This window comes from Peptoniphilus sp. Marseille-Q6390 (genome assembly GCF_965119475.1).
The window spans coordinates 767903-791204 of sequence record NZ_CBCPLS010000001.1 but is presented as its reverse complement, the minus strand read 5'-3'; the positions used below and the strand labels follow the sequence as shown (position 1 = coordinate 791204).

Below are 23302 nucleotides of genomic sequence, written 5' to 3'. Positions count from 1 at the left end.
TTAATTAAACAGCTTGTCAGACTTAAAACTGCTTATATCTAAATTGTATTTTATATATTTTATTATAATATTATGCAGATATTTTTTTCTGCTTTTTTCAATATCTTCTATATTTTCTAATTCTTCAAGCTTTCCATAAAGAATTGCATTTAAGAAAAGTAAATCTCTCCTTGTCAATGAAAAAGAATAAGGATCTTGAAAATCGATTATGCCTTCTCTAATAGAGAAATAAGATTTTTCTTTAATATTAAGTTTTGGTCTGTAACCTATAAAACTAAGATATTTTAATTCAAAGGCAAGAGCAAGACCTATAGGGTCTTTAGTAAAATTAAAAAAATTTAAGGTTTTTCTCAAAAGATCAAAGGCTTTTTTGTTAGCCTCACCACTTATAGATGATTTGTCTATAATCTCTAGTAATAAGGATGCGTAAACTAAGTTATCGTAATTTTCTCTAATTTTAAAGTTCGATTCTAAAATTTTTGAATCACTTATATAGAAAAAACTTTGCCCCTTTTTTAGAAGATATTCATTTAGACCAAAAACTTGTGAAACACTTAAATTTCTAGATTTAGGACTCATTGCTCCCTTTACCATAATGGAAATCTTCCCATATTCCTTGGTAAAAACCCTAATTATTTTAGATGATTCACCAAATCCCATTTCATTTAGGACTATGCCTAGAGTGTAATTATTTGTCGTAACCAAATCTTTTTACCAAATTGTCTCTATCTCTCCAGTTTTTCTCAACCTTAACCCAAATTTGAAGATTTACCTTGGCATCTAGAAGTCTTTCGGCTTCTTCTCTTGCTTCAGTCCCAATTCTCTTTAGCATGGAACCATTTTTCCCAATAAGAATTCCCTTGTGAGTATCTCTTTCAACGTAGATATTTGCATCAATATCATACATATTTTTGTCTGCTCTTTTTTTGAATTTTTCAATTGAGATGGCAAGGCCATGTGGAACTTCTTCATTTAAATACATAAGTCCCTTTTCTCTTATGATTTCTGCAACAATAAATCTCTCATTTTTGTCAGTAATCATATCTTCTGGATAGTACATTGGTCCTGGCTTCAAAAACTTTTTAAGTATTTCTAGATAAATATCTACACCATCATTTTTCATCGCAGATATAGGGATTATATCATCAAAAATCTCTTCTTCTGCATACATTGAAATAATTTCTAAGAGTTCATCTTTTCTTATTGTATCAACCTTATTTATTAAAAGTATAATAGGTAGTTTACCTTTATATTCTTTTAAGATATCTATAATTGATCTTTCAGCCCTACCAATTTTTTTTGAAGTATCCACTATATAGGTAATAACATCTGAATCTTCTATGCCCTCTTTAGATTCAGTTAGCATGAATTCTCCCAACTTATTTTTTGGTTTTTGTATTCCAGGTGTATCTAAAAATATTATTTGAGCATCTTCATCTGTATGGATAAAGGTAATATTTTGTCTTGTTGTTTGAGGCTTTGAAGAAATAGCTGAAATTTTCTCTCCAATTATTGCATTTAGTAAGGTAGACTTACCAACATTGGGCCTCCCTATAACTGATACATATCCCGATTTAAAATTATTTTCTGTCATTTTCATCTCCATCCAGGTCTTCTGGACCAAAGGAATGAGGTAAAATTTCCTCCATCCCAAATATTTTATAGTCTTCAGTAGAGTTCGCTATTATTATTTCAGGATTTTTTGAAAATTCACGAATAACTTGTCTACATACTCCACAAGGGAAAGTGTAATCACTATCCCCAACTACAACTATCTTTTTAATCTCTCTCTTACCTTCAGATACTGCTTTAAATATTGCGGTCCTCTCTGCGCAGTTAGTTGGAGAGTAAGAAGCTATTTCAATATTTCCACCAGTATAAACTGACCCATCTTCCATCTCAACTGCACAACCCACGTTAAAGTGTGAGTAAGGCGTATATGTCATATTATCTCTTGCATCAATAGCAAGTTCAATTAATTTTTTATATTCCATTTAACCAACTACCTTAAAAACAAATATTGCTACACAAATCCCAAGGATTGCTCCAACTATAACTTCGGAAACCTTGTGAATTTTACCTTCTACCCTACTTTCTGCAACGAGAAAAGCCAGCCCAAAGGAGCAAAGTGTCACAAGAGAATTTTCTGCTATCATAGTTATAATTGTGGCAGCACAAAAAGAAATTGCCGAGTGACCACTTAGGCCGCCTCCTTGGAAATATGTACCTCCACTTCTCTTAGCCATCAAAAGCTTGGCACCAACTGTTGCTATAATAATGATAAGCAAGGATACAAAGGCCAAGTGATTTGGCATATTCTTTATTTTAAATAGAAGCAAATCCCCAAAAGAAGCAAACTTGTCATAAAATACTAAGTAAGCAACGACAACTGCATTTAATGCTGTAATTAAAACTGCTCCCGCTGATACGTCCTTTATATACTTTGCAATAGGGTTGTATTCCTGTACTACTAAATCAACAGTCCTTTCTATTGCAGTGTTAATCATTTCTGCAAATACAACCAGCGTAATGGCAAATAACATTAAGAGAAATTCTGTAGATGATATATCGAAGAAAAGTGACAAGATTATAATTCCAAGAGCAGCAAGATAATGAAACTTCATGTTTCTCTCTGTTTTCAAAACAGAAATAATACCCTGGACTGCGTAATTAAATGATGAAATAAAGCGTCCTTTTTTCATAAAATCACCTATAAATTTCAAGTTCCTTCATGGATAACTTTTCTCTTTCTCTCATTTCTCTCTTGTCTTCATCTTCCATGTGATCGTATCCTAAGAGATGGAGAATGCTGTGTACTGTTAAATAAGAAAGTTCCCTCTCATGAGAATGACCAAGCTCTTCTGCTTGTTCCATTACTCTTCTTGTATTTATTATAACATCTCCAAGAATCCTCTTGTCTATAATAAATTCATCATCCATGGGAAAAGATAAAACATCAGTGGACTTATCTACTCCCCTATAGTCCCTATTTAAGTTCTTTATTTCTTCATCTCCAACAAAGGAAACAGATACTTCAACTTCATCATCAAGACCTTCAACTTTTAAAACAGAAGCAATTGATTTTTCAACTAATGATTTTATTTCATCAGTTATTTCTATATCATCTTGCCTGTCATCGTAGTAAACTTCCATTATTTACTCCAGTTCTTTGACTTCTTGGCCTCAATTACTTTTTTGGCCTTATCATTTGTCTTTTCATATTTTTCGTATGCATCAATTATTCTTTGAACAAGGGCGTGACGAACAATATCATTTTTATTTAGATAAGTTATTCCAATTCCCTTTACTCCATCAAGAATCTTCAACACTGTCTTTAGACCAGATTGCTTACCTCTTGGTAGGTCTATTTGTGTAACATCACCAGTGACAATAGCCTTAGAACCATATCCAAGTCTTGTCAAAAACATCTTCATTTGTTCATTAGTGGTGTTTTGTGCCTCATCTAAGATAACAAAGGCTGAGTCAAGAGTTCTACCCCTCATATAAGCAAGTGGTGCAACCTCAATAAGTCCCTTTTCAAATAAATTGTTATATGTGTCATGTCCAAGTATTTCAAACAATGCATCGTAAAGGGGTCTTAAATAAGGATCTACTTTATTTTGTAAATCTCCAGGAAGGAAACCCAAGTTTTCTCCTGCCTCTACTGCAGGTCTTGTCAAAATAATTCTGTTAACTTCTTTTGCTTTAAAGGCACGAACTGCTGCTGCCATAGCAAGATATGTTTTACCAGTACCTGCTGGTCCAATCCCAAAAACAATGTCATTATTGTTTATGTTGTCGATATATCTCTTTTGACCAAGAGTCTTAGCTCGAATGGGCTTACCCATGGATGTATAAACCAAGGTATCCTTTAAGAGCTCTGCCACTGGCCTCTTTTCATTATTTTTAATAAGTGAAATCGCGTATCTTACATCTGATAGACTTAAAGAATTTTGTTGTCTAGCAGTTTCAACTAAGTTTGTTAAAAGAACTGCCCCGTCTTCAACTGCGTCTTCTTCTCCGCTTATAAAAATCTTGTCTGCCTTGGATTTAATAATAAGCCCTAGTTCTTTTTCTATAAGAGCAATATTTTCATCTAGCTTTCCAAATAAAATTGACATCAAATTTATATCATTAATTTCAATGGATTTTTCCATTTTTGTCAAAAAATATACCCCCTTAAACGTGACTTTAATGATACCACAAAAAGGCCTACTTTTCCATAGATTATGGAAAGCAAGCCTTGATTTATCTAAGACTTAAAGGTTTATCAAAAATCTCTTTATAAATTTGAATTTTAGGTAAATCTTCTTCATTAAAGTTTAGGAAATTATCAATAAAGTTTTCGCCCTCTTCATCTTCATAAATAACCCTGTCTGATTCGCATTCTTTTATGAATTCACTTTCAAAAATCTTGTCAGGAATTTTCTCTAGATTAAGAGAACCTTCTAAAACTTCCTTCTTATCTTCAGATTTTGAATTTTTTAAATCTTTATCCGCTAAAGATTTCTTTTCTATAAGTTTCCTCTTAAGTTCTCTTTGGGCATAAATAGGGTCTTTATTGACAAGTTTTTTATCACTTTTTTCTCTAATCTTATCTTCAGATTTATCCTTTTCTTCTTTAAAGATTTCTTTAATACTTTTTCCTAAAGTTTCCTTCTTATCTTTTTCTTTCTCTTTTTCTTTTTCTTCTTTGATTATTTTTTTGATTTCATCAATTAAACTTTCTGAATCTGATTTCATGTTACCATGAATATTTTTAGAATTTGGATTATTTCTATCATCTTCATAAAAATCCTCTGTTATTTTCTTTTTTCCTCTATTAAGAACAGTTAAGAGAACTTTGAAAATCACAATGAATATTATGGCCGGCATGAGAGAAATAATAGCAATTACTAAACTAAAAATAGATCCCATTATTTATTGTCCTTTTTGTGGTTCTTTTCAGGTATTTTTGAAATTGACTTTCTCATATCAGTATCAGAGTTTATATTTTGCATTTTATAATAATCAAAGACTCCAAGATTTCCACTTTTTAAAGCTTCTGCCATTGCAATTGGTACTTGAGACTCTGCTTCTACTACCTTTGCCCTCATGGCTTCTACTTCAGCCTTCATTTCTTGTTCACGAGCAAGGGCCATAGCACGTCTTTCTGATGCCTTAGCTTCAGATATTCTCTTATCAGCTTCGGCTTGATCAGTTTGCAATCTTGCCCCAATATTTCTTGCAACGTCAACATCTGCTATATCAATAGATAAAATTTCGTAAGCTGTACCTGAGTCAAGTCCCTTGTCTAATACAACTCTTGAAATTGAATCAGGGTTTTCTAGAACTGACTTATAACTCTTTGATGAACCCACTGTTGTTACAATACCTTCTCCAACTCTTGCAATAATAGTTTGTTCACCTGCACCACCAACAAGTCTTTCTATGTTGGCCCTAACAGTTACCTTTGCCTTAACTATAACTTCAATACCATCTTGAGCAACAGCAGAGATATTTGGTGTTTCAATTACCTTTGGATTTACAGAAACTTGAACTGCTTCAAGAACATCTCTACCTGCAAGGTCAATAGCAGCTGCCCTTTCAAATTGAAGAGGTATGTTTGCCCTTTGTGCAGCTATAAGTGCATCTACAAGAGTGTTGACATTACCACCTGCAAGGTAGTGGGCTTCAAGACTAGATATTTCAAGATTAAGTCCAGCCTTAGTTGCCTTTATAGCAGGTCTAACAATTCTTGATGGCTTAACTCTTCTAAGTTTCATTCCAATAAGCTCTGATATTTTGATTTTAACACCAGAGAAAAATGCAGTTACCCAAAGTCCAACGGGTACGAAGGACAAGAACATGGAAACCACGATGATGATTACTGCAATTATTAAGATACTTCCAATTGGATAATATGACATAATTCCTCCTAATTTTTTTCGACGTAAATTCTTGCGCCACTAATTCTAACAACAACTACTGATTCATCTTTTCCAATAAATCCAGTATTTGAAACTACTTCTATCTTCCTATCTCCCAATATAGCATAACCTGTTGGTCTAAGGGGAGTTTTTGTAATTAATATATCGCCCATCGAAACCTCTTCAGCCTTAACACTTACATAGCCCTTATCGCTAGAACTTTCTTTAAAAAGTCTAAGCCTATTAATTGCTTCAGAATTAATTCCTCTTTTAACTAGCACATATCCAAGAATTAATGCAATAACTAGAGCAAGGGCAAGGGAAAACAGAGCAAAATAAATGTCGCTCATTGACAAGACTAAGCCTGCAGAAACTGCAATAATCCCACTGACCCCAGCAACTCCAAATCCTGGTATCATTATTTCAAAGCCTAATAAGAGCAAGCCTATAACAAATAAGGAGATTTCAAAAATGTTTGTATTCCCCATTTTTATAGATCCCCAAAAAAAGGCAATAAAGCAGGCTATTGAAAGAATTCCAGATATACCAAAACCTGGTGTCAAAACTTCAAAAACTGCTGTTACAATTGCCACAATAAGTAAAATAGCAAAAATGTAATCATTAGAAAATATACTTTCTAAAGATCTTATGCCTTCACCTTGTGCATAGACAAAGTTTATTAAAAGCATTAAAAGTGGAAGACTATAAAATAAATTTTTTTGTTTTTTCAATTTAACCTCCTTTGCACTTATTAACATTTTACCCCAAAATTTTTATCAATAATCTAAATTATACAAAAGATTAGGAATTTAAATTATTAATATTTATTAAAATTCAGAAGCTTCCTTGAGACAAGAATAATGGGTTGACTCTAGCTTTTCATTAAAAACTGTTCTCTCTATAATATTTTTTATTATTAGATCTAATTCTTTGTTTTCTCTATAGTCGGCAGGTGCAAAATATTTTATTCTGTTGTCCTTAATCATCCTATAAACTTTCTCTTTAGAGTGGTCGGGATTATAAACTCCTACAGAAAATCCACCATAAGTGTTTACTAACTTCATGCATGGAATATCAGTGTCGCTATCTCCAATATAAATTATATTTCTAAAGGGAACCCTAATCTCATCAGGTGGAAAATAATCATTTATACCTGGATCGTTAATATCTAAAGTTCCCTTCTGAATTCTAAAAAGAAACTGAGTTTTGTTTGTGTAGTTAACTACTTGAGCTGGCCATCTCGCTATACCCTTGTCATCAAAGTAAAAGGAGCTTGCATAAATTTTTTCAAACTCACCATTTTTTGCAATTTCTGTCCCTTCAATCATCTCTTTAATTCCAGAGGATATTATATAATGCTCTACAAGAACTCCTCTCTTTAACCCATAATCTCTTATACGTTTAAACCAATCATTAACTCCTGAAAACAATTGAACTTCAGCTCCATAAGCCTCCAAAGTTTTTCTATCTAACTTATGATGATCTTTAAACTCGTTTACCATCATATACATATAAGACAAGTTCTCATCCATATCATTGTCTGCTGCCATCCCATTTGATTTATTCCAGAATTCTTCTACTTCATAACCTAAAGATTGAATATATCCTTGAGCCTGCATCTCATTAGGTGTCAGGGTCTTATCAAAATCATAGCATATAGCAATGACAGGAAGTTCTTCCTTATGTTTTCTTAAATAATCTCTATCACTCATAAATGTCTCCTTACTAGTAAAATATAAAAATTAAATTTCTAATATTTTAAAGTTTAACTTTGAAAATCAAAAAAATTGTAAAAAAAAACCCAGGGAAATTCCCCGAGTTTTAATTTAATAATTCTTTGGCAATAGCATTAACTTGCTTACCATCTGCCTTGCCCTTAATTAATGGCATGACATTTTTCATTAATTTTCCAATATCCTTCATTGATGTTATTTCATTTTCGTCAATTACTTTTTGTATGATTCCTTTTAATTCTTCATCTGATAATTGCTCAGGTAAGTAATCAAGTAATATTTCAATTTCTTGGTTTGTATGTTCAACCAAGTCTTCTCTATTACCCTTTTTAAATTCCTCAATTGACGATTTTTTTTCTTTTAGCTGTTTGCCAATGATATTTTCAATATCACTGTCATCAAGCTCAACTCGTTCATCTACTTCTTTTTGTTTTATAGCTGCACGAACCATGGTGATAACATCTTTTCGAAGTTTATCTTTATTTTTCATAGCATCCTTTAGGTCTGCCATGAGTCTCTCTTTTAGAGACATAAGAACACCCTCTTTAATATCTGTGTTTTTTTCTGCGTGCCTCTTCGGATTTTTTCTTCCTTCTAACACTTGGTTTTTCGTAATGTTCTCTTTTTCTTACTTCTTTGAGAACTCCACTAGTGGCACATTGTCTTTTGAATCTTTTTAGAGCATTGTCTAAAGATTCATTTTCACCAACCCTGATTTCGGACATTTTTTAACCTCCTCTCGTAGAAAAGAGTATGGCCTCGCGGCCAATTTAGGTTTATTATACTCTATAAATCCCAAAACTTCAATAATATTTTTCTATTTTGATCTTTAATTATTCCTATGAAAAGTTTTCAGTTTTAGTTAAAGTTATATGCCTTCATCAGTAAGATTTTTAGGCTCATTATTTTTATTTTACTTATCTTTATTCACCCTATAAGTTATACCTATAACAGAAGCAGAAATTAAAATCTTTATTAGTATTAAGCCCATAAATTGCCAAGAAAGTGGATTTAAAATTACATCTCCCAAAATGGTACTAATAATAACTCCAATTGATGCTCCTAATAGTGATGAAGTTATATACTTTATGTAGTTAGTCTTACAGGCACCAAAGTAGAAGCTAAGAATATCGCAGGGAAACCATCCAATAAGTCTTATTAGAAAGCTTGCTAGAAATTCATTTTTCTTTTGCATTTCTATTAGCTGTTTAAGCTTTGGATATTTTTTCCTTAAATAATCCATCTCCTCTGTCCCAGACCATCTTCCCAATATAAAAGGTATTGTAAGTGTAATTGATAGACCAAGATAATTTATTAATACTGCCTTTAGTGGTTCAAAGATAATTCCACTTGCAAGATAAAGAGACCCTATTGGGACTATTATTGTAAGACTCTTTACTGCAAAAAGGCTCAAAAGAGAAATTATAGATTTTATAGGATTTCCACTAGCACTTTCTACTATAGAATCAATGGACATATTTCCGCTTCGATTAAAAATCAAAAGTATAATTATGGACAAAAAAGAAATCAGGGCAACAATCTGAATCTTTCTGAATCTATTTTTTACGTTTTTTTCATTTTCACTTAAGTCTATATTTTCTTCATCTTCAAATTTTTTTAATTTTTCTTTTATGATTTTCATTTCATCAACTCTTATTTATATTTTCCAAGCTTAAGACTTTTTTTGCGTCCCTTCTCCCCATTTCATATAAATTCTCTAACTGCTCATGGTCTTGACTAAGAGTTTTTAAATTTCCTATGTCACTTGGTGCAACAATTATTATTTTGTTTTCTTTTTCAAGTTCAATGGCTTCCCTGAGACTTTGGTTGTAAACTTCATATCTTTTTGCAAAAGTTTTTGAAAGTCTTGGGTAGTTTCTCCTCAGTATTCTAACAAACTTTTTGTCTCTTCTCTTTTCCCTAAAGTAATCCTTAGGTCTTGTAAGTATAAGAATCACCTTATCACAACCTGCTTCAAAGGCTCTTTTAAAAGGTATTGGGTCTGACAGACCTCCATCAAAATAGGGAACCTTATTTATGACGTAAGGCTGACACAGAACTGGAACACAACATGATGCTTTTATAGGGTCGTACTGGTCAATGACAAGGTCTTTCTTGCTAAAGTATTTTGCTTTACCTGTCCTTGCATCTGTTGCAACTATTTCAAATTCCATTGGATTTTCCATCATAGTTTTATAGTCAAGTGGATTTTCTCCATTTGATGCACTTAAGTCCGAATAAATATAATCTAAATTAATATAAGAACCTGTTTTAAAATAATTATGTAGGCTCATGTATTCTTTTCTAAATGCATAATTATTATAAAAAACAAAATTCCTTCTTGGTTGCTTGGCAAGAAATGATGCACCATTAGCAGCTCCAGCAGACACTCCAATAAAGTAGTCACCGCTTATGCCCTCTTCCATTAAATGATCAAAAACTCCTGCCCCATAAATCCCACGTGTTCCTCCACCAACATCAACAAATCCTAATTTCATAAATCATCTTCCTTCTTTAGAGTCTATTTTCCCATAATGTATTCTTAAATTAATTATATTAAATATTTTCAATTATTGATATAACTAAAAGTTTAAAAGTGTTACATTTTTAATAAATCAAATTTCCTTGTCTTAAGTCAATAGATAAAATAAAAAAAGCCAGGAGATTAATCCCGGCTTTAGTAAAAATTTTTATCAACCTGGTGGCCAATTTAAACTTCTTCCTCCAAGTACATGGAAGTGAAGGTGATCTACAGTTTGACCTCCGTCTTCTTTGCAATTGTTTACGATCCTGTAACCCTTAGTGAGACCTTCATCAGCACAAAGTTTCTTTGCAACTAAGAAGATGTGACCTATAAGTTCTTTGTGGTTTTCATCTAGATCATCTGCTGATGATATGTGTTCCTTTGGAACGATTAAAAAATGAGTTGGAGCTTGTGGGTCTATGTCTCTAAAAGCATACACAAGTTCATCTTCATAAAGTTTTGTTGAAGGAATTTCTCCCTTGATTATTTTACAAAATAAACAGTCCATCCTTACCTCCTTTTGGCTTCAACATCTTTGCAGAGTTCATTCCACTGACATTCTCCACAAATTTCTTCTCGCCTATTCTTTGAAAATATTATATCACAGGCAAGCTTTTTTATGTCCTCCCATGAATAAATTTCATCTTGAGATAGATTTAAAAACTCTAAAACTCTTTTGTCGTAAGACTTAACTAAGTCGTCATTCTTGCAATTATGTCCAAGGTTTTCTGGACAAGGGCCACAAATATCATCAAGATCAGCTAGTAGTTTAACCTCTGGGTTCTCTTTTAGTTCCTTTAAAACTCTTGTCATATTTTTTGAAAAGTCATCACTATATCCCTCGCCTACAAAGTTTTCTGTGCACAAGAGGTGATGAGCTCTTATCTTTAACATTTAATCACCAAGAACTTCACAATTTGCAATTTCGCCTGTATCTAAGATTTTTACTTTTTTTATTTTATTTGTAAGGTCTTCATTAGACTTAGCCTTGACCCTGATGTAGTTAGTTGTGTAACCATAATATACTCCATCATGTTCTTCTTCAAATAAAACCGACTGTGTCGTCTTCATGTTTTCTCTCTCAAAAATCTCTTGATATTCTTCACCAAGAGCAATTAATTTTTCAGATCTTTCCTTCTTAACATTTCCGTCAATTTGATTTTTCATGACAGCTGCCTTTGTATTTTTTCTCTTAGAGTATTTGAATACGTGAATCCTTGAGAAGCCAACTTCTTTTACAATCTTCATTGAATCTTCAAAGTCCTCTTGGCTTTCTCCAGGGAAGCCAACAATTATATCTGTTGTAAGTCCTGCGTGAGGCATATACTTTCTAATAATATTTGCCTTTTCAATGTAATCTTCACGAGTGTATCGTCTATTCATGGCTTTGAGGATATTGTTTGATCCACTTTGAAGAGAAAGATGGAAGTGGTCACATAACTTTCCAGTCTTAACTGCCCTTTCCATAAAGTCATCTGTTATTATAATTGGCTCAACAGATGAAAGTCTTATTCTCTCAATTCCATCAACTTCTGCAATGGCTTCTATTAGATCAATTAATCTCATATCTCCAAGGTCCATTCCAAAGGAACCAATGTGAATTCCTGTTAATACAATTTCCTTGAATCCCCTATCGGCAAGTGTCCTTGCTTCTCTAACTGAGTCTTCAATTGTCCTAGACCTAATAGGTCCCCTTGCAAAAGGAATGATGCAATAGGTACAAAATCTGTTGCACCCATCTTGTACCTTCATGTAGGCACGTGTCCTATTGTTACTATCAAAATTTGTCGTGTTGGCAAATTCACGAACATTTTTTAATTCCTTAACAATATTTATCTTTTCATTGTTTTTCTTGGACTCTTCTATTAAATCTACAATTCTATTTCTTTCTGTTGTTCCAACGACAACATCAACTCCCTCAATGCTTTTTACTTCTTCGGGAGAAACTTGTGAATAACAACCCACAACTGCAACAACAGAGTTTGGATTATTCTTCTTAGATTTTCTAATAAATTGTCTTGATTTTCTATCTGATAAATTTGTAACTGTGCAAGTATTAACTATATAAACATCACTAAAGTCATCATTTTCAACTTGTCTGTATCCCCTACTTTCAAAGAGTTCGCTCATGGCTTCTGATTCGTATTGGTTAACCTTGCAGCCAAGAGTTAAAATTGAAAAAGTTTTTTCCATTACTCACACTCCTTTGCGTGTATTATATAAAAAGAAGCTGTTATAGCTGCAGTCTCTGCTCGGAGAATTCTCCTTCCAAGCCCTACTTTTTTAGCTTCACTTAATAATTCAAGTTCTCTTTCTGATATACCTCCCTCAGGTCCAATAACAAGTCCTATGTTTTTGCTAAGAGCCTTTGTTACCTCGCCCAATTGTGTCTTGTTTTCATCTTCATAACATAAAACTAAATCGCCAGAAAAATTTAAAATATCATCTGTCTTTATTATGTCATGAACCATAGGTATGATATCTCGTTTTGATTGCTTTGCAGCTGATTCCACAATTTTTTGAAATCTTTCTAATTTCTTTTCTTTTTTCTTGGAAATATCTGAGATAGACCTGTCCATTATGACAGGGTAAAAATCGCTAACTCCAATTTCTGTAGCATGTCTTAAGACATCTTCAGACTTATTGTTTTTTAGGATTCCAAAAAATAGGGAGAGTCTAACCTTAGATTCATTAGATTCTAGTACTTCCCCAAGATTTTTTATTTTTTCACCTTCATAAGCAAAGGAAAAAATACCATCCTCAAAAACAACTTGAAAGGCTTCCCCGTCCTTTATCCTTATTACATTTTTTAAGTGGTGAAGAGTTTCTTCTTTTAAATTAGTATTGCCTTGAAACTCTCTATCTTCAAAAAATCTATACATTTAATCTTCCTACAATGGCAACCCAATTATTTTTTTCTAACTCGTCAATAATTTCGAATCCATTTTCTTTTAAAGCATCAATAACCATTTGCCTTCTCTCTTTTATAATTCCAGAAGTTATAAAAATTCCACCCTTATCCATGTGGTTCTTAAGATTTTTAATTTCATCAACAATTATCTCTGCAATTATGTTGGAAACAATTAAGTCGGCTCTTCCCTTTACAACATCAAGTAGATTTCCCTTTTTGATGTCCATCTTGTCTTCAAGATTATTAAGACCTGCATTTTCATGTGAAGCATCAATACACTTGTCATCAATATCAACAGCAAGGGCTCTCTTTGCTCCAAGTTTTAAAGCAGCTATGGCAAGAATCCCTGAACCGCAACCTATATCAAAGATCTCGTCATCTTTCTTTACATATCTCTCTAAAAGTTCAAGGCACATATAAGTTGATTCATGAGTTCCTGTTCCAAAAGCCATTCCAGGATTTATTTTAATTACTATTCTCTTGTCATTGTCATAAGCTTCCCACTCAGGAACAATAGCAAGCTTTTCACCAATTTCTAGTGGCTTGTAATATTTTTTCCAATTATTCGCCCAGTCTTCGTCGTCCTTTTCTTCTAAAAGACATTGTCCAAGATTTTTTTCATTTAGCTCAGCCTTTAAATTATTTGCATCTTCCATATTTTCTGGATAAACCCTAAGAGCAAAGACACCTTCCTTTGAGTTTAAAAGAGGGTAATCAATAAAGTCCCAGTCCTTTTCATCTTGGTCTAGCTCATCCACTATATCGCTAGAAATTTCTTCTGTCGTATAAATTCCATAATCAAATAGAATTCCTTCAATGATATCTTTTTTATCCTTTGAAGTATTTATTGTCATTTCAATGTATTTCATCTAATCACCTTGTTTCATTATATTATAGATAATTTCTTTATACAATTTAAAAAATGCGAATCAATGATCCGCATTAATCAAATAATTTCTTTAACTTATCTAAAAATGATTTTTTATTTTCTGCAACTTCTGGCTCAGTTTCTCTTAAGTCTTCAAGAAGTTTTCTTTGTTCGTCGCTAACCTTTTTTGGAATAATAATATCAACTTTAAAGAAGAGGTCTCCTCTTTGTTTATCTCTATTGACATAAGGAACTCCTTCTCCCTTTAGTCTAAAAACTGTTCCGCCTGTAGTCCCTTTAGGAATATCATAGTCAACAATTTTCTCAAGAGTTGGTACTTTAATCTTTGCTCCAAGGACTGCATCTGAATAAGAAATTGGAATATTTAGGTAGATGTCATTGCCTTCTCTCTTGAAAACTGCGTCTGATCTAACCCTAATATAGACGAAGATGTCTCCATTTTCGCCACCATTTTCACCAACAGAACCTTGATTCCTAAGTGAAATTATGTTTCCAGTGTCAACTCCCTTAGGGATGTTGACTTTTAACTTCTTAGTTCTTACCTTACTTCCTCTTCCACCACATTCTTTACATGGCTCTTCTATAACTTCGCCTGTTCCATTACAGTCTTCACAAGCTGAAGTCCTCACAAACCTTCCAAAAGGTGTGTTTTGTTCTGAAGTAACTTGACCTGAACCATGACAAGTTTCACAAGTATGCTTTTCACTTCCTGGTTCCATCTTGCTGCCATTGCAATGGGAACACTCTTCCCTAACCTTAACAGAAATTTCTTTTTCCACTCCAAATATTGCTTCAAAGAAATCAAGAGTTACGTCTACTCTGGCATCAGGTCCCTTCTTTGGCATGTCTTTTCTGTTTGCGTATTCATATCTATTGGATCTTGAGCCGCCAAAAATATCAAATATGTCATCAAAGATATCCGAGAAACCTCCAAAGCCACTTCCTCCAGATCCACCCATGTTGCCCTTAAGTCCTTCTTCACCATAGACATCGTAGATTTGTCTTTTTTCATCATCTGCTAGAACTTCATAGGCATAGGATATTTCTTTAAACTTTGCCTCAGCAACTTCATCTCCTGGATTTAGGTCCGGGTGATACTTTTTAGCAAGCTTCTTATAAGATCTCTTTAACTCTTCTTTAGTTACATTTTTTTCAACTTCAAGAATTTCATAAAAATTTCTCATCTTCCACCTCAATAGTTCTATATTCTAATATAAAAACTAGAAAAAATAAAGCTAAAATCAAATTTTAAAAGATATTTGAGTGTAAAAAATTAATTTATAAAATAAAATATAATTTTCTACATAAAAAAAGTTGCAGCCGAAACTGCAACATTTTTATTTAATTATTATTCTTCATCTTCATCTACAACTTCATAGTCAGCGTCAACTACATCGTCATCAGCGTGAGCTTGTGATCCATCAGCTTGACCTTGACCAGCTTGTTGTTTATAAATTTCTTCTGAAATTGCGTAGAAAGCTTGAGTTAATTCTTCAGTCTTAGACTTAATAGCTTCAAGATCTTCACCATCTTTTACATCTTTAAGTCCCTTGATTGCTTCTTCAATCTTAGTCTTATCTGCATCAGAAATCTTTCCTTCAACATCCTTAAGTGTGCTTTCAGATTGGTAAATCATTGAGTCAGCGTTGTTTCTAGCTTCAATTAAGTCTTTCTTCTTAGCATCTTCTTGAGCATACATTTCTGCTTCCTTAACTTTCTTTTCGATTTCTTCTTCGTTTAAGTTAGTTGAAGATGTAATTGTGATGTGTTGTTCTTTACCAGTACCCATGTCCTTAGCACTTACATTTACAATACCATTTGCATCAATATCAAATGTTACTTCAATTTGTGGCACGCCTCTTCTTGCTGGTGCAATACCATCAAGTGTAAATCTACCAAGAGTTACGTTGTCTTTTGCCATTTGTCTTTCACCTTGAAGTACGTGAATTTCTACAGAAGTTTGATTGTCTGCTGCAGTTGTAAATATTTGTGACTTCTTAGTTGGGATAGTTGTATTTCTTTCAATAAGTCTTGTTGTAATGTTACCCATTGTTTCAATTCCTAGAGAAAGTGGTGTTACGTCAAGAAGAAGTAAGTCCTTAACATCTCCAGAAAGAACTCCACCTTGGATAGCTGCACCAAGAGCTACACATTCGTCTGGGTTAATATCCTTTTGAGGATTTTTTCCAGTTAACTTCTTAATACATTCTTGAACAGCTGGAATTCTAGTAGAACCACCAACTAAAAGAACTTTGTCTATTTCATTTGCAGAAAGTCCTGCATCCTTTAAAGCATCCTTAACAGGTCCTTCAGTCATCTTAACAAGGTCTGCTGTAAGTTCGTCGAACTTAGCACGAGTGATGTCCATGTTTAAGTGAAGTGGACCAGCTTGTGAAGCTGTGATAAATGGAAGGTTGACATTTGTTGACATAGTAGAAGAAAGTTCCTTCTTAGCCTTTTCAGCTGCTTCTTTTAGTCTTTGTAGACTCATGTTGTCAGCCTTAAGATCAATTCCATTTTCTTTTTTGAATTCTTCAGCAATATAATCAATTAGTCTATTGTCGAAGTCATCTCCACCAAGTTTGTTGTTACCACGAGTTGCGTGTACTTCAAATACACCATCAGAAAGTTCAAGGATAGATACGTCAAATGTACCACCACCAAGGTCATAAACCATAACAGTTTGTGCGTCCTTGTCCTTGTCTTCTCCATAAGCAAGTGCTGCTGCAGTTGGTTCGTTTACAATTCTCTTTACATCAAGTCCTGCAATTCTTCCTGCATCCTTAGTTGCTTGTCTTTGAGCATCTGTAAAGTATGCTGGAACTGTGATAACAGCTTCTGTAATTTTTTCGCCAAGATAAGATTCAGCATCAGCCTTTAATTTTTGTAAAATCATAGCTGAAATATCTTGTGGAGTATAAGTTTTGTCATCAATCTTTACAGTAAAATCTGAACCCATATGTCTCTTAATAGAAGAGATTGTTCTATCAGGGTTTGTGATTGCTTGTCTCTTAGCAGTTTCACCTACTAATCTTTCCCCATCTTTTGTAAAAGCTACTACTGAAGGAGTAGTTCTGTTACCTTCAATGTTAGGAATTATTACAGATTCTCCACCTTCCATTACTGCTACTGCAGAGTTAGTTGTTCCTAAGTCAATACCAATTATTTTTCCCATATATATTTCCTCCTAAAATTCTTATTGTGAAACTTTGACCATTGCAGGTCTTAGTGTTTTGTCATTAATTAAATAACCCTTTTGCAATACTTCTATAACATAACCACTGTCGTATTCATCAGAATCTTCAGTGAGTACTGCATGATGATACATTGGATCAAATTCTTTTCCCAATGCGTCCATTTCAACTATGCCGTCTTTAGCAAGTACGTCAGTAAGTTGATTTTTTATCATTAATATTCCTTCATAGGTTGAGTCCTTGTCCTTTATAGAGTCCAAAGCTCTCTCAAAGTTATCTATGACAGGAAGTAAGTCATTTGCAATTTTCTTAACTCCAAGCTCAACATACTCAGACTTTTGTGCCTCAGTCCTTCTCTTATAGTTGGAGAAGTCTGCTTGAAGTCTCATAAATTTATCCATTAAATCTTGATACTTTTCATCATCAGAAGCATCTACTTCAGCTTCATCATTAATATCAAGATTTTCATCTTTCATATCTATATTTTCATCATTTTGTAAATCATCTTTTTTTATATCTTCATTCGTCATGTACTCCCTCACATTTCTTTCAATCCACTTTTCACTGCGTCGCTAAAAATCTTAACAACTTTGACCAATTTCATGTAATCAATTCTAACTGGTCCAATGATTCCAATACTTCCATAGATTCCATGTTCCTTAGCGAAGGGAGCTCTTATAATAGTATTTTCCTTCATGAGACTCGCGCTATTTTCTGATCCAATAATAACTTCAACATCACTGGTGAAAGTGTCATTTTTTAGGATTTGAAATAAGCTGTCCCGATCTTCTACTAAGCTCATAAAATCTCTAGCCTTGTCTAGGTCCTTATATTCATCAAAGTTTAAAATATTTGTAAGACCGTCATAATAAATGTCAATGGAAGACACCTTTTTATTAAATTGACTAGCAATTTTTACAAGATCAGAAATAAATTTTCCATGTCTTATCATGTCCTCTGAAAGTGAAATCTTAAGTGACTCAATTTCATTAAAATCTATTCCCGACATTTTTTCATTTAAGACCTTCTCTATTAGATGAAAATCTTCATCAGAAATATTTTCTATTTCTAAAAAATACTTCTCAATAACTCCCTTGTCCCCAATGAGAACTAACAGGGCTGTAAAGTCATCAAGCTTTACTAGAGTAAGTCTTTTGATTTTTGTATCGGCCTTCTGTGGTGTTATGAGATAAGCCGTACAAGAACTTAAATTGGCTAGGAGATTGACTGCATTTTTATAAAAATCTTCGTGATTTCTAGAAGTCAATAAAAGTCTCTCCATGATTTTTCTTGAGGCATCTATATCGTGAAAACTATTAAAGTTTTTAAAAAGTTCATCAACATAGAAGCGGTAAGCCTTGTCTGATGGAATTCTTCCTGCTGACTGATGTGGCTTATTCAAAAAACCTAGATCTTCAAGATCTGCCATTTCATTTCTTATAGTCGCTGAACTAACTCCAAGGTCGTAATCCTTGGAAAGTGTTCGCGAACCAACTGGAGTTGGCATATCTATATACGCCTCAATTATGGCATTTAAAATATTAATTTTTCTAGTATCCATAACTCCTCCTTTGTTAGCACTCATTAACCCTGAGTGCTAATCTATTTATATAATACTTCACACCTTATACTTTGTCAAGGAAATTTAAAAATAATTTTGACTTTTTTTGACTTTCTTTTATTTAATTATTTTATTTAGGAAATTTATGTGATATTAATTTTTAACTGATCTTAAATTAACAAAAGTTTTATAAGTTCTTACACTTAATTTGTTTTGCTTTATTTTTTATTTTCTTCTACAGAGTTTTAAAAATTATTTTCAAAAGTTTATTAAGTCATAAGAGATAAGAACTTTAAATTTTTTTATTAAGCCCTTCTCTTCCTCATAATTTTTTTCTCTAACTCATAAAATTATAAGAAGTTTTAAAAGTCTATAATTTGATTTGATCATCTTGATACATAGAGACATGTTATAATTTAAATTATTCATAGTCTCTGTGTCTAAAGTTATCTTTCTTCACTAAGTTATAAAAAATTTTTTTCATAAACTTGTAATTTAAAAAAATTTAATTCAACTTTCTATTTAAAAATCAATTAATTTTAACCTAAGTAATTTTAATTTATTCCAACATACATATGCTGTATAAGATAAATAGTTATCCAATCTTTTCCTTATTTATGATAAAATTAGAAATTGGAGATGATCACATTGAAAAAAAACGAAACCCTATCTTTTATTCTTACAATTGTAGCTGCAGTTCTAATTGCACTTTTTGTGAGAACTTTTATTTTTAATATAGCTGTAGTTAATGGCGAGTCCATGCATCCAACTTTAAACGAAAGAGATAAATTGCTCTGTCTTTCTTACAAGAGATACACTGACCTGCCTCGTGGAGAAATCGTGGTAATAGATGCACCTAATGACAACAGGAATTATATTAAGAGATTAATTGGAAAGCCTGGCGACACAATAGAATTTAAAGATGGAAAAGTTATATTAAATGGAAAAGTTTTGGAAGAAACTTATACTTCAACAGATTATACAGAGTCTGATGTTGAAAGTTTTACGTTAAAAGATGATGAGTACTTTGTTATGGGAGACAACAGACTTCCTGGCATGAGTATTGACTCCAGATACTTTGGACCAATTGAAAAGAAAAGAATAAAATCAGCAGCAGTTTATAGGATTTTACCTCTAAGTAATAGAGGAAAAATTTAAAATATATAATCCCCATGAAATCGGAGGTAAAAATTTGAGAAATCAGAAAAATATTAGAAATTTTTCAATAATAGCACACATTGATCACGGAAAATCTACTCTTGCCGACAGACTAATCGAATCAACAGGCATGCTCACAAAGAGAGAAATGGAACAACAAGTTCTTGACTCCATGGACCTAGAGCGTGAGAGAGGAATTACAATTAAATTAAAGGCAGTAAGGTTAATCTATAAAGACGACAGAGACGGACAAGAATATATTTTAAACCTTATTGACACCCCAGGCCACGTAGACTTTAACTATGAGGTTTCCCGTTCTCTTGCAGCATGCGAGGGTGCCATAGTTGTTGTTGATGCTGCCCAAGGCGTTGAAGCTCAAACACTTGCTAATGTTTATCTTGCAGTTGACCAAGATCTTGAACTTGTACCAGTAATAAATAAGATTGACCTACCAAGTGCTAGACCTGATGAAATTAAAGAAGAAATTGAAGATATTATTGGCATTGATACTGACGGAATTCCACTTATCTCTGCAAAGGAAGGCATTGGCATTGACGATGTCCTTCACGCAATTATCGATAAGGTACCTGCACCAAGTGGAGACCATAATGCTCCTCTTAAGGCTTTAATCTTTGACTCCTTCTACGATTCTTATAAGGGAGTAATCTGTGACGTTAGAGTTGTCGATGGGTCAGTTAAACCTGGCGACGAAATAACTATGATGGCAACGGGCAAGTCCTTTGAGGTTGTTGAAGTTGGTGTTACTTCTAATGGCCACATACCTCTTGACTCTTTAAGTGCTGGTGAAGTTGGCTACATAACTGCTTCTATTAAAAATGTTAAAGACGCAAGAGTTGGGGACACAATAACTCTTAAGAACAATAGGACGCAAGAGCCAATGCCTGGCTATAAAAAAGTTGTGCCTATGGTTTTCTGTGGTGTCTATCCTGGCGAAGGCGAAGAGTACAACAACGTTCGTGAAGCTCTTGAAAAGCTCCAAGTAAATGATGCTGCCCTTGACTTTGAGGCTGAAACTTCTGTTGCTCTTGGCTTTGGTTTTAGATGTGGCTTCTTAGGTCTTCTTCACATGGAAATAATTCAAGAAAGACTTGAGAGAGAGTTTGACTTAAATATTGTCACTACTGCTCCATCAGTTATATACAATGTAATGAAAAAAAATGGTGAGATGATTTCAATTCAAAATCCATCAAACCTTCCTGACCCAACAGAGATAGAATACATGGAAGAACCTATTGTCAAGGCAGAGATTATGACTCCAACAGATTACGTTGGTCAAGTTATGGAACTTTGTCAAAACAGACGTGGTGTCTTTAAGAATATGGAATACCTAGAAGAAACTAGAGCCCTTATTACCTACCACATGCCACTTAACGAAGTTATTTATGACTTCTTTGATGCATTAAAATCAAAAACTCGTGGCTACGCATCTTATGATTATGAATTAATTGGATATGAAAAATCTGATCTTGTTAAGTTAGATATCCTTATTAATGAAGAACTTGTAGACGCCTTCTCACTAATTGTTCATGAATCTTCTGCCTACACTCGTGCAAGAAATGTTTGTGAAAAATTAAAGGACGTAATCCCAAGACACCAATTTGCAGTTCCAATCCAAGCTGCAATTGGAAATAAAATCATTGCAAGAGAAACAATTCGTGCCCTTAGAAAGGACGTACTTGCAAAATGTTATGGTGGAGATATTTCGAGAAAGAGAAAACTTCTTGAAAAGCAAAAAGAAGGAAAGAAGAGAATGCGTACTGTGGGTAGCGTAGACATACCACAAGATGCCTTCTTATCTGTTTTAAAATATGATGAAGACAAATAAAATTTCAATTTATATTCATATACCCTTTTGTGAGAGTAGATGTCACTATTGTGACTTCTGCTCTTCTCTTTTAAGTGAACCTAAAGTAGAAAAATATTTTAAATATTTGAGAAAAGAAATTAAATTAAACGAAGACTTTTTAAAAGATAAGATAATTGACACTGTTTTTATTGGAGGTGGAACACCCTCTTCAGTTGACTCAAGATTTATAAAAGAAATTATGGATGACTTATCTGCCTATAATTTTTCCGATAACAGAGAAATAAGTATAGAGTCCAACCCAAACTCTCTAACTAGAGAAAAAGCTGAGGAATACTTTTCTTATGGGATAAATAGGATTTCTATAGGCGCCCAATCATTTAACGAAGAGATTTTAAAAAGAATTGGAAGAATTCACAAAAAAGATGATATTTATAGGGCTATAGAAAATGCCAGGTCAGCTGGTTTTGAAAATATAAATCTAGATTTAATGCTTGCCCTACCTGGCCAAAAGTTTTCTGACATCGAAGAGTCAATAAAGGAAGTAAGAGAATTAAATCTTCCACATATTTCTTATTACTCACTTATTTTAGAAGAAGGGACTAAACTTTTTAGAGATCATGAGAAGTCTCCTCTATCCTTTCCCACTGAAGATGAGGACAGGAAGATGTATCACTATGTAGTTAATGAGCTAAAAAAAATTGGTCTCAAGCAATATGAAATTTCTAACTTTGCCAAAGAAGGCCATGAGTGTAGTCACAACATGGCTTATTGGAAGCTAAGAGATTATATTTCCTTTGGACTTTCTGCTTCATCAAATATTGGAAATTTGAGATACACAAATTTTTATAATTTCCATGATTATTACGAAGCCCTGGATAAGAATGAAAAACCTATAGGCTTCTCAGAAAACTTAAGTAAAACTAACAGAATGAATGAGTTTGTGATGATGGGCCTAAGGCTCAACTATGGCTTTGACTTAGATGAGTTCGATAAAAAATTTAATGAAGACTTTTTAAAAATTTATGATAAAGAAATAGAAAAAAATTTAAAATCAAATTTAATTTTATTAGAAGATAATAATTTAAGGCTTACAGAAAAGGGACGTGACCTTTCCAACCAAGTTGAATTAGATTTCTTTAAATAAATTTGCACACAAAAAGAGGTAGATAAAATTATCTACCTCTCTTCACATTCTCTTTTTTATTCACTTTTTTATTTTATTAGAATTTATTTACCACTTTTAAATAAAAAAGAGAAACTTTCCCGGGAAAATTTCTCTTAACCAGCGATCTTGCTGTTAAGTTCCTTAGCTAGTCGACTTAGCTTTCTGGAAGCTTGATTTTTGTGGATTATATTTTTATTTGCAGCCTTCTTTAACTTTTTATCTGCAACAATAAGAAGTTCTTTAGCATCGTCAATTCTATCTTCATTAAGAGCTGCTCTAAAATTTTTAACTGCATTTTTCATTTCAGTTCTAATTGGTTTGTTTTGTTCAGAATTTCTTCTAGCAACATCAATTCTCTTGATAGCTGATTTAATATTTGCCATTATTTCACCTCCAATATTTAACACTTTTGCTATTTTACCACGAATTA

27 protein-coding genes are annotated in these 23302 nt (G+C 33.0%); 3 read left to right on the top strand and 24 right to left on the bottom strand.

Going from position 1 to position 23302, the window contains the following annotated elements; translation table 11 throughout:
* The 23 genes from recO to hrcA form a co-directional block, all read right to left on the bottom strand.
* Positions 1-705: a DNA repair protein RecO gene (recO, locus tag ACWPVO_RS03890; protein WP_454206660.1), complete on the bottom strand. Its 705-nt coding sequence runs from the start codon at positions 703-705 to the stop codon at positions 1-3.
* Positions 689-1594: a GTPase Era gene (gene era / locus ACWPVO_RS03885; protein WP_270674428.1), complete on the bottom strand. Its 906-nt coding sequence runs from the start codon at positions 1592-1594 to the stop codon at positions 689-691. Before era ends, recO begins: the two co-directional genes overlap by 17 nt.
* Complete coding sequence (locus ACWPVO_RS03880) at positions 1581-1994, bottom strand: cytidine deaminase (protein ID WP_454206658.1); 414 nt, start codon at positions 1992-1994, stop codon at positions 1581-1583. Before ACWPVO_RS03880 ends, era begins: the two co-directional genes overlap by 14 nt.
* Positions 1995-2702, bottom strand: coding sequence for a diacylglycerol kinase (locus ACWPVO_RS03875; RefSeq protein ID WP_454206656.1), 708 nt, complete (start codon positions 2700-2702; stop codon positions 1995-1997).
* Positions 2703-2706: 4 nt separating this feature from the next.
* A complete protein-coding gene (gene ybeY / locus ACWPVO_RS03870; RefSeq protein ID WP_195444141.1) occupies positions 2707-3153 on the bottom strand; it encodes an rRNA maturation RNase YbeY in 447 nt (148 codons plus the stop codon).
* Positions 3153-4166: a PhoH family protein gene (locus ACWPVO_RS03865; RefSeq protein WP_156417321.1), complete on the bottom strand. Its 1014-nt coding sequence runs from the start codon at positions 4164-4166 to the stop codon at positions 3153-3155. Before ACWPVO_RS03865 ends, ybeY begins: the two co-directional genes overlap by 1 nt.
* An 82-nt stretch (positions 4167-4248) precedes the next feature.
* The gene (locus tag ACWPVO_RS03860; protein ID WP_454206653.1) at positions 4249-4917 is read right to left on the bottom strand and encodes a hypothetical protein; all 669 of its coding nucleotides are present in this window, start codon (positions 4915-4917) and stop codon (positions 4249-4251) included.
* A complete protein-coding gene (gene floA / locus ACWPVO_RS03855) occupies positions 4917-5909 on the bottom strand; it encodes a flotillin-like protein FloA (protein ID WP_187360299.1) in 993 nt (330 codons plus the stop codon). Before floA ends, ACWPVO_RS03860 begins: the two co-directional genes overlap by 1 nt.
* A gap of 8 nt (positions 5910-5917) precedes the next feature.
* A complete protein-coding gene (locus tag ACWPVO_RS03850) occupies positions 5918-6640 on the bottom strand; it encodes an NfeD family protein (protein ID WP_454206650.1) in 723 nt (240 codons plus the stop codon).
* A 96-nt stretch (positions 6641-6736) separates the two neighbouring features.
* Positions 6737-7621: an HAD family hydrolase gene (locus ACWPVO_RS03845; RefSeq protein WP_005957669.1), complete on the bottom strand. Its 885-nt coding sequence runs from the start codon at positions 7619-7621 to the stop codon at positions 6737-6739.
* 109 nt (positions 7622-7730) lie between these two features.
* Positions 7731-8174, bottom strand: a complete 444-nt coding sequence (locus ACWPVO_RS03840; protein WP_005957634.1) for a GatB/YqeY domain-containing protein — start codon at positions 8172-8174, stop codon at positions 7731-7733.
* A gap of 13 nt (positions 8175-8187) precedes the next feature.
* The gene (gene rpsU, locus ACWPVO_RS03835) at positions 8188-8367 is read right to left on the bottom strand and encodes a 30S ribosomal protein S21 (RefSeq protein WP_005957648.1); all 180 of its coding nucleotides are present in this window, start codon (positions 8365-8367) and stop codon (positions 8188-8190) included.
* 188 nt (positions 8368-8555) lie between these two features.
* Positions 8556-9284: a TVP38/TMEM64 family protein gene (locus ACWPVO_RS03830; RefSeq protein WP_454206648.1), complete on the bottom strand. Its 729-nt coding sequence runs from the start codon at positions 9282-9284 to the stop codon at positions 8556-8558.
* 4 nt (positions 9285-9288) lie between these two features.
* Positions 9289-10140 carry a patatin-like phospholipase family protein gene (locus ACWPVO_RS03825; RefSeq protein WP_454206646.1) on the bottom strand — a complete coding sequence of 284 codons (852 nt, stop codon included), beginning with the start codon at positions 10138-10140 and terminating at the stop codon, positions 9289-9291.
* Between the two features lie 195 nt (positions 10141-10335).
* Positions 10336-10674: a histidine triad nucleotide-binding protein gene (locus ACWPVO_RS03820; RefSeq protein WP_454206644.1), complete on the bottom strand. Its 339-nt coding sequence runs from the start codon at positions 10672-10674 to the stop codon at positions 10336-10338.
* Between the two features lie 2 nt (positions 10675-10676).
* Positions 10677-11060, bottom strand: a complete 384-nt coding sequence (locus tag ACWPVO_RS03815; protein WP_454206642.1) for a DUF1284 domain-containing protein — start codon at positions 11058-11060, stop codon at positions 10677-10679.
* On the bottom strand, positions 11061-12359 hold the full coding sequence (gene mtaB, locus ACWPVO_RS03810) for a tRNA (N(6)-L-threonylcarbamoyladenosine(37)-C(2))-methylthiotransferase MtaB (protein ID WP_454206640.1): 1299 nt from the start codon (positions 12357-12359) through the stop codon (positions 11061-11063).
* The gene (locus ACWPVO_RS03805) at positions 12359-13048 is read right to left on the bottom strand and encodes an RsmE family RNA methyltransferase (RefSeq protein ID WP_454206638.1); all 690 of its coding nucleotides are present in this window, start codon (positions 13046-13048) and stop codon (positions 12359-12361) included. Before ACWPVO_RS03805 ends, mtaB begins: the two co-directional genes overlap by 1 nt.
* A complete protein-coding gene (gene prmA / locus ACWPVO_RS03800) occupies positions 13041-13946 on the bottom strand; it encodes a 50S ribosomal protein L11 methyltransferase (protein WP_454206636.1) in 906 nt (301 codons plus the stop codon). Before prmA ends, ACWPVO_RS03805 begins: the two co-directional genes overlap by 8 nt.
* Positions 13947-14019: 73 nt before the next feature.
* Positions 14020-15150: a molecular chaperone DnaJ gene (gene dnaJ, locus ACWPVO_RS03795; RefSeq protein ID WP_454206634.1), complete on the bottom strand. Its 1131-nt coding sequence runs from the start codon at positions 15148-15150 to the stop codon at positions 14020-14022.
* A gap of 164 nt (positions 15151-15314) precedes the next feature.
* On the bottom strand, positions 15315-17141 hold the full coding sequence (gene dnaK, locus ACWPVO_RS03790) for a molecular chaperone DnaK (RefSeq protein WP_454206632.1): 1827 nt from the start codon (positions 17139-17141) through the stop codon (positions 15315-15317).
* A 21-nt stretch (positions 17142-17162) separates the two neighbouring features.
* The gene (gene grpE / locus ACWPVO_RS03785) at positions 17163-17690 is read right to left on the bottom strand and encodes a nucleotide exchange factor GrpE (protein WP_454206630.1); all 528 of its coding nucleotides are present in this window, start codon (positions 17688-17690) and stop codon (positions 17163-17165) included.
* 8 nt (positions 17691-17698) lie between these two features.
* The gene (gene hrcA / locus ACWPVO_RS03780; RefSeq protein WP_270674381.1) at positions 17699-18721 is read right to left on the bottom strand and encodes a heat-inducible transcriptional repressor HrcA; all 1023 of its coding nucleotides are present in this window, start codon (positions 18719-18721) and stop codon (positions 17699-17701) included.
* A 639-nt stretch (positions 18722-19360) separates the two neighbouring features.
* On the opposite strand from hrcA, the gene lepB reads away from it, so the two are divergent.
* From lepB to hemW, 3 genes are read left to right on the top strand one after another with little or no spacing between them, the layout of a single operon-like run.
* The gene (lepB, locus tag ACWPVO_RS03775; protein ID WP_454206628.1) at positions 19361-19879 is read left to right on the top strand and encodes a signal peptidase I; all 519 of its coding nucleotides are present in this window, start codon (positions 19361-19363) and stop codon (positions 19877-19879) included.
* Between the two features lie 34 nt (positions 19880-19913).
* Positions 19914-21725, top strand: coding sequence for a translation elongation factor 4 (gene lepA / locus ACWPVO_RS03770; RefSeq protein ID WP_412446512.1), 1812 nt, complete (start codon positions 19914-19916; stop codon positions 21723-21725).
* The gene (gene hemW / locus ACWPVO_RS03765) at positions 21712-22851 is read left to right on the top strand and encodes a radical SAM family heme chaperone HemW (RefSeq protein ID WP_454207181.1); all 1140 of its coding nucleotides are present in this window, start codon (positions 21712-21714) and stop codon (positions 22849-22851) included. Before lepA ends, hemW begins: the two co-directional genes overlap by 14 nt.
* Before the next feature lie 134 nt (positions 22852-22985).
* Here the strand turns inward: hemW and rpsT are convergent, their stop codons facing one another.
* The gene (rpsT, locus tag ACWPVO_RS03760; RefSeq protein WP_005957552.1) at positions 22986-23255 is read right to left on the bottom strand and encodes a 30S ribosomal protein S20; all 270 of its coding nucleotides are present in this window, start codon (positions 23253-23255) and stop codon (positions 22986-22988) included.
* Positions 23256-23302: the final 47 nt, after the last annotated feature.

Coding starts and splice junctions, on each gene's coding strand:
- era (WP_270674428.1), bottom strand. CDS start 1,594: ATGACAGAAAATAATTTTAAATCGGGATATGTATCAGTTATAGGGAGG.
- ACWPVO_RS03880 (WP_454206658.1), bottom strand. CDS start 1,994: ATGGAATATAAAAAATTAATTGAACTTGCTATTGATGCAAGAGATAAT.
- ACWPVO_RS03875 (WP_454206656.1), bottom strand. CDS start 2,702: ATGAAAAAAGGACGCTTTATTTCATCATTTAATTACGCAGTCCAGGGT.
- ybeY (WP_195444141.1), bottom strand. CDS start 3,153: ATGGAAGTTTACTACGATGACAGGCAAGATGATATAGAAATAACTGAT.
- ACWPVO_RS03860 (WP_454206653.1), bottom strand. CDS start 4,917: ATGGGATCTATTTTTAGTTTAGTAATTGCTATTATTTCTCTCATGCCG.
- floA (WP_187360299.1), bottom strand. CDS start 5,909: ATGTCATATTATCCAATTGGAAGTATCTTAATAATTGCAGTAATCATC.
- ACWPVO_RS03845 (WP_005957669.1), bottom strand. CDS start 7,621: ATGAGTGATAGAGATTATTTAAGAAAACATAAGGAAGAACTTCCTGTC.
- ACWPVO_RS03840 (WP_005957634.1), bottom strand. CDS start 8,174: ATGTCTCTAAAAGAGAGACTCATGGCAGACCTAAAGGATGCTATGAAA.
- rpsU (WP_005957648.1), bottom strand. CDS start 8,367: ATGTCCGAAATCAGGGTTGGTGAAAATGAATCTTTAGACAATGCTCTA.
- ACWPVO_RS03830 (WP_454206648.1), bottom strand. CDS start 9,284: ATGAAAATCATAAAAGAAAAATTAAAAAAATTTGAAGATGAAGAAAAT.
- ACWPVO_RS03825 (WP_454206646.1), bottom strand. CDS start 10,140: ATGAAATTAGGATTTGTTGATGTTGGTGGAGGAACACGTGGGATTTAT.
- ACWPVO_RS03820 (WP_454206644.1), bottom strand. CDS start 10,674: ATGGACTGTTTATTTTGTAAAATAATCAAGGGAGAAATTCCTTCAACA.
- ACWPVO_RS03815 (WP_454206642.1), bottom strand. CDS start 11,060: ATGTTAAAGATAAGAGCTCATCACCTCTTGTGCACAGAAAACTTTGTA.
- mtaB (WP_454206640.1), bottom strand. CDS start 12,359: ATGGAAAAAACTTTTTCAATTTTAACTCTTGGCTGCAAGGTTAACCAA.
- ACWPVO_RS03805 (WP_454206638.1), bottom strand. CDS start 13,048: ATGTATAGATTTTTTGAAGATAGAGAGTTTCAAGGCAATACTAATTTA.
- prmA (WP_454206636.1), bottom strand. CDS start 13,946: ATGAAATACATTGAAATGACAATAAATACTTCAAAGGATAAAAAAGAT.
- dnaJ (WP_454206634.1), bottom strand. CDS start 15,150: ATGAGAAATTTTTATGAAATTCTTGAAGTTGAAAAAAATGTAACTAAA.
- dnaK (WP_454206632.1), bottom strand. CDS start 17,141: ATGGGAAAAATAATTGGTATTGACTTAGGAACAACTAACTCTGCAGTA.
- grpE (WP_454206630.1), bottom strand. CDS start 17,690: ATGACGAATGAAGATATAAAAAAAGATGATTTACAAAATGATGAAAAT.
- hrcA (WP_270674381.1), bottom strand. CDS start 18,721: ATGGATACTAGAAAAATTAATATTTTAAATGCCATAATTGAGGCGTAT.
- lepB (WP_454206628.1), top strand. CDS start 19,361: ATGATCACATTGAAAAAAAACGAAACCCTATCTTTTATTCTTACAATT.
- hemW (WP_454207181.1), top strand. CDS start 21,712: ATGAAGACAAATAAAATTTCAATTTATATTCATATACCCTTTTGTGAG.
- rpsT (WP_005957552.1), bottom strand. CDS start 23,255: ATGGCAAATATTAAATCAGCTATCAAGAGAATTGATGTTGCTAGAAGA.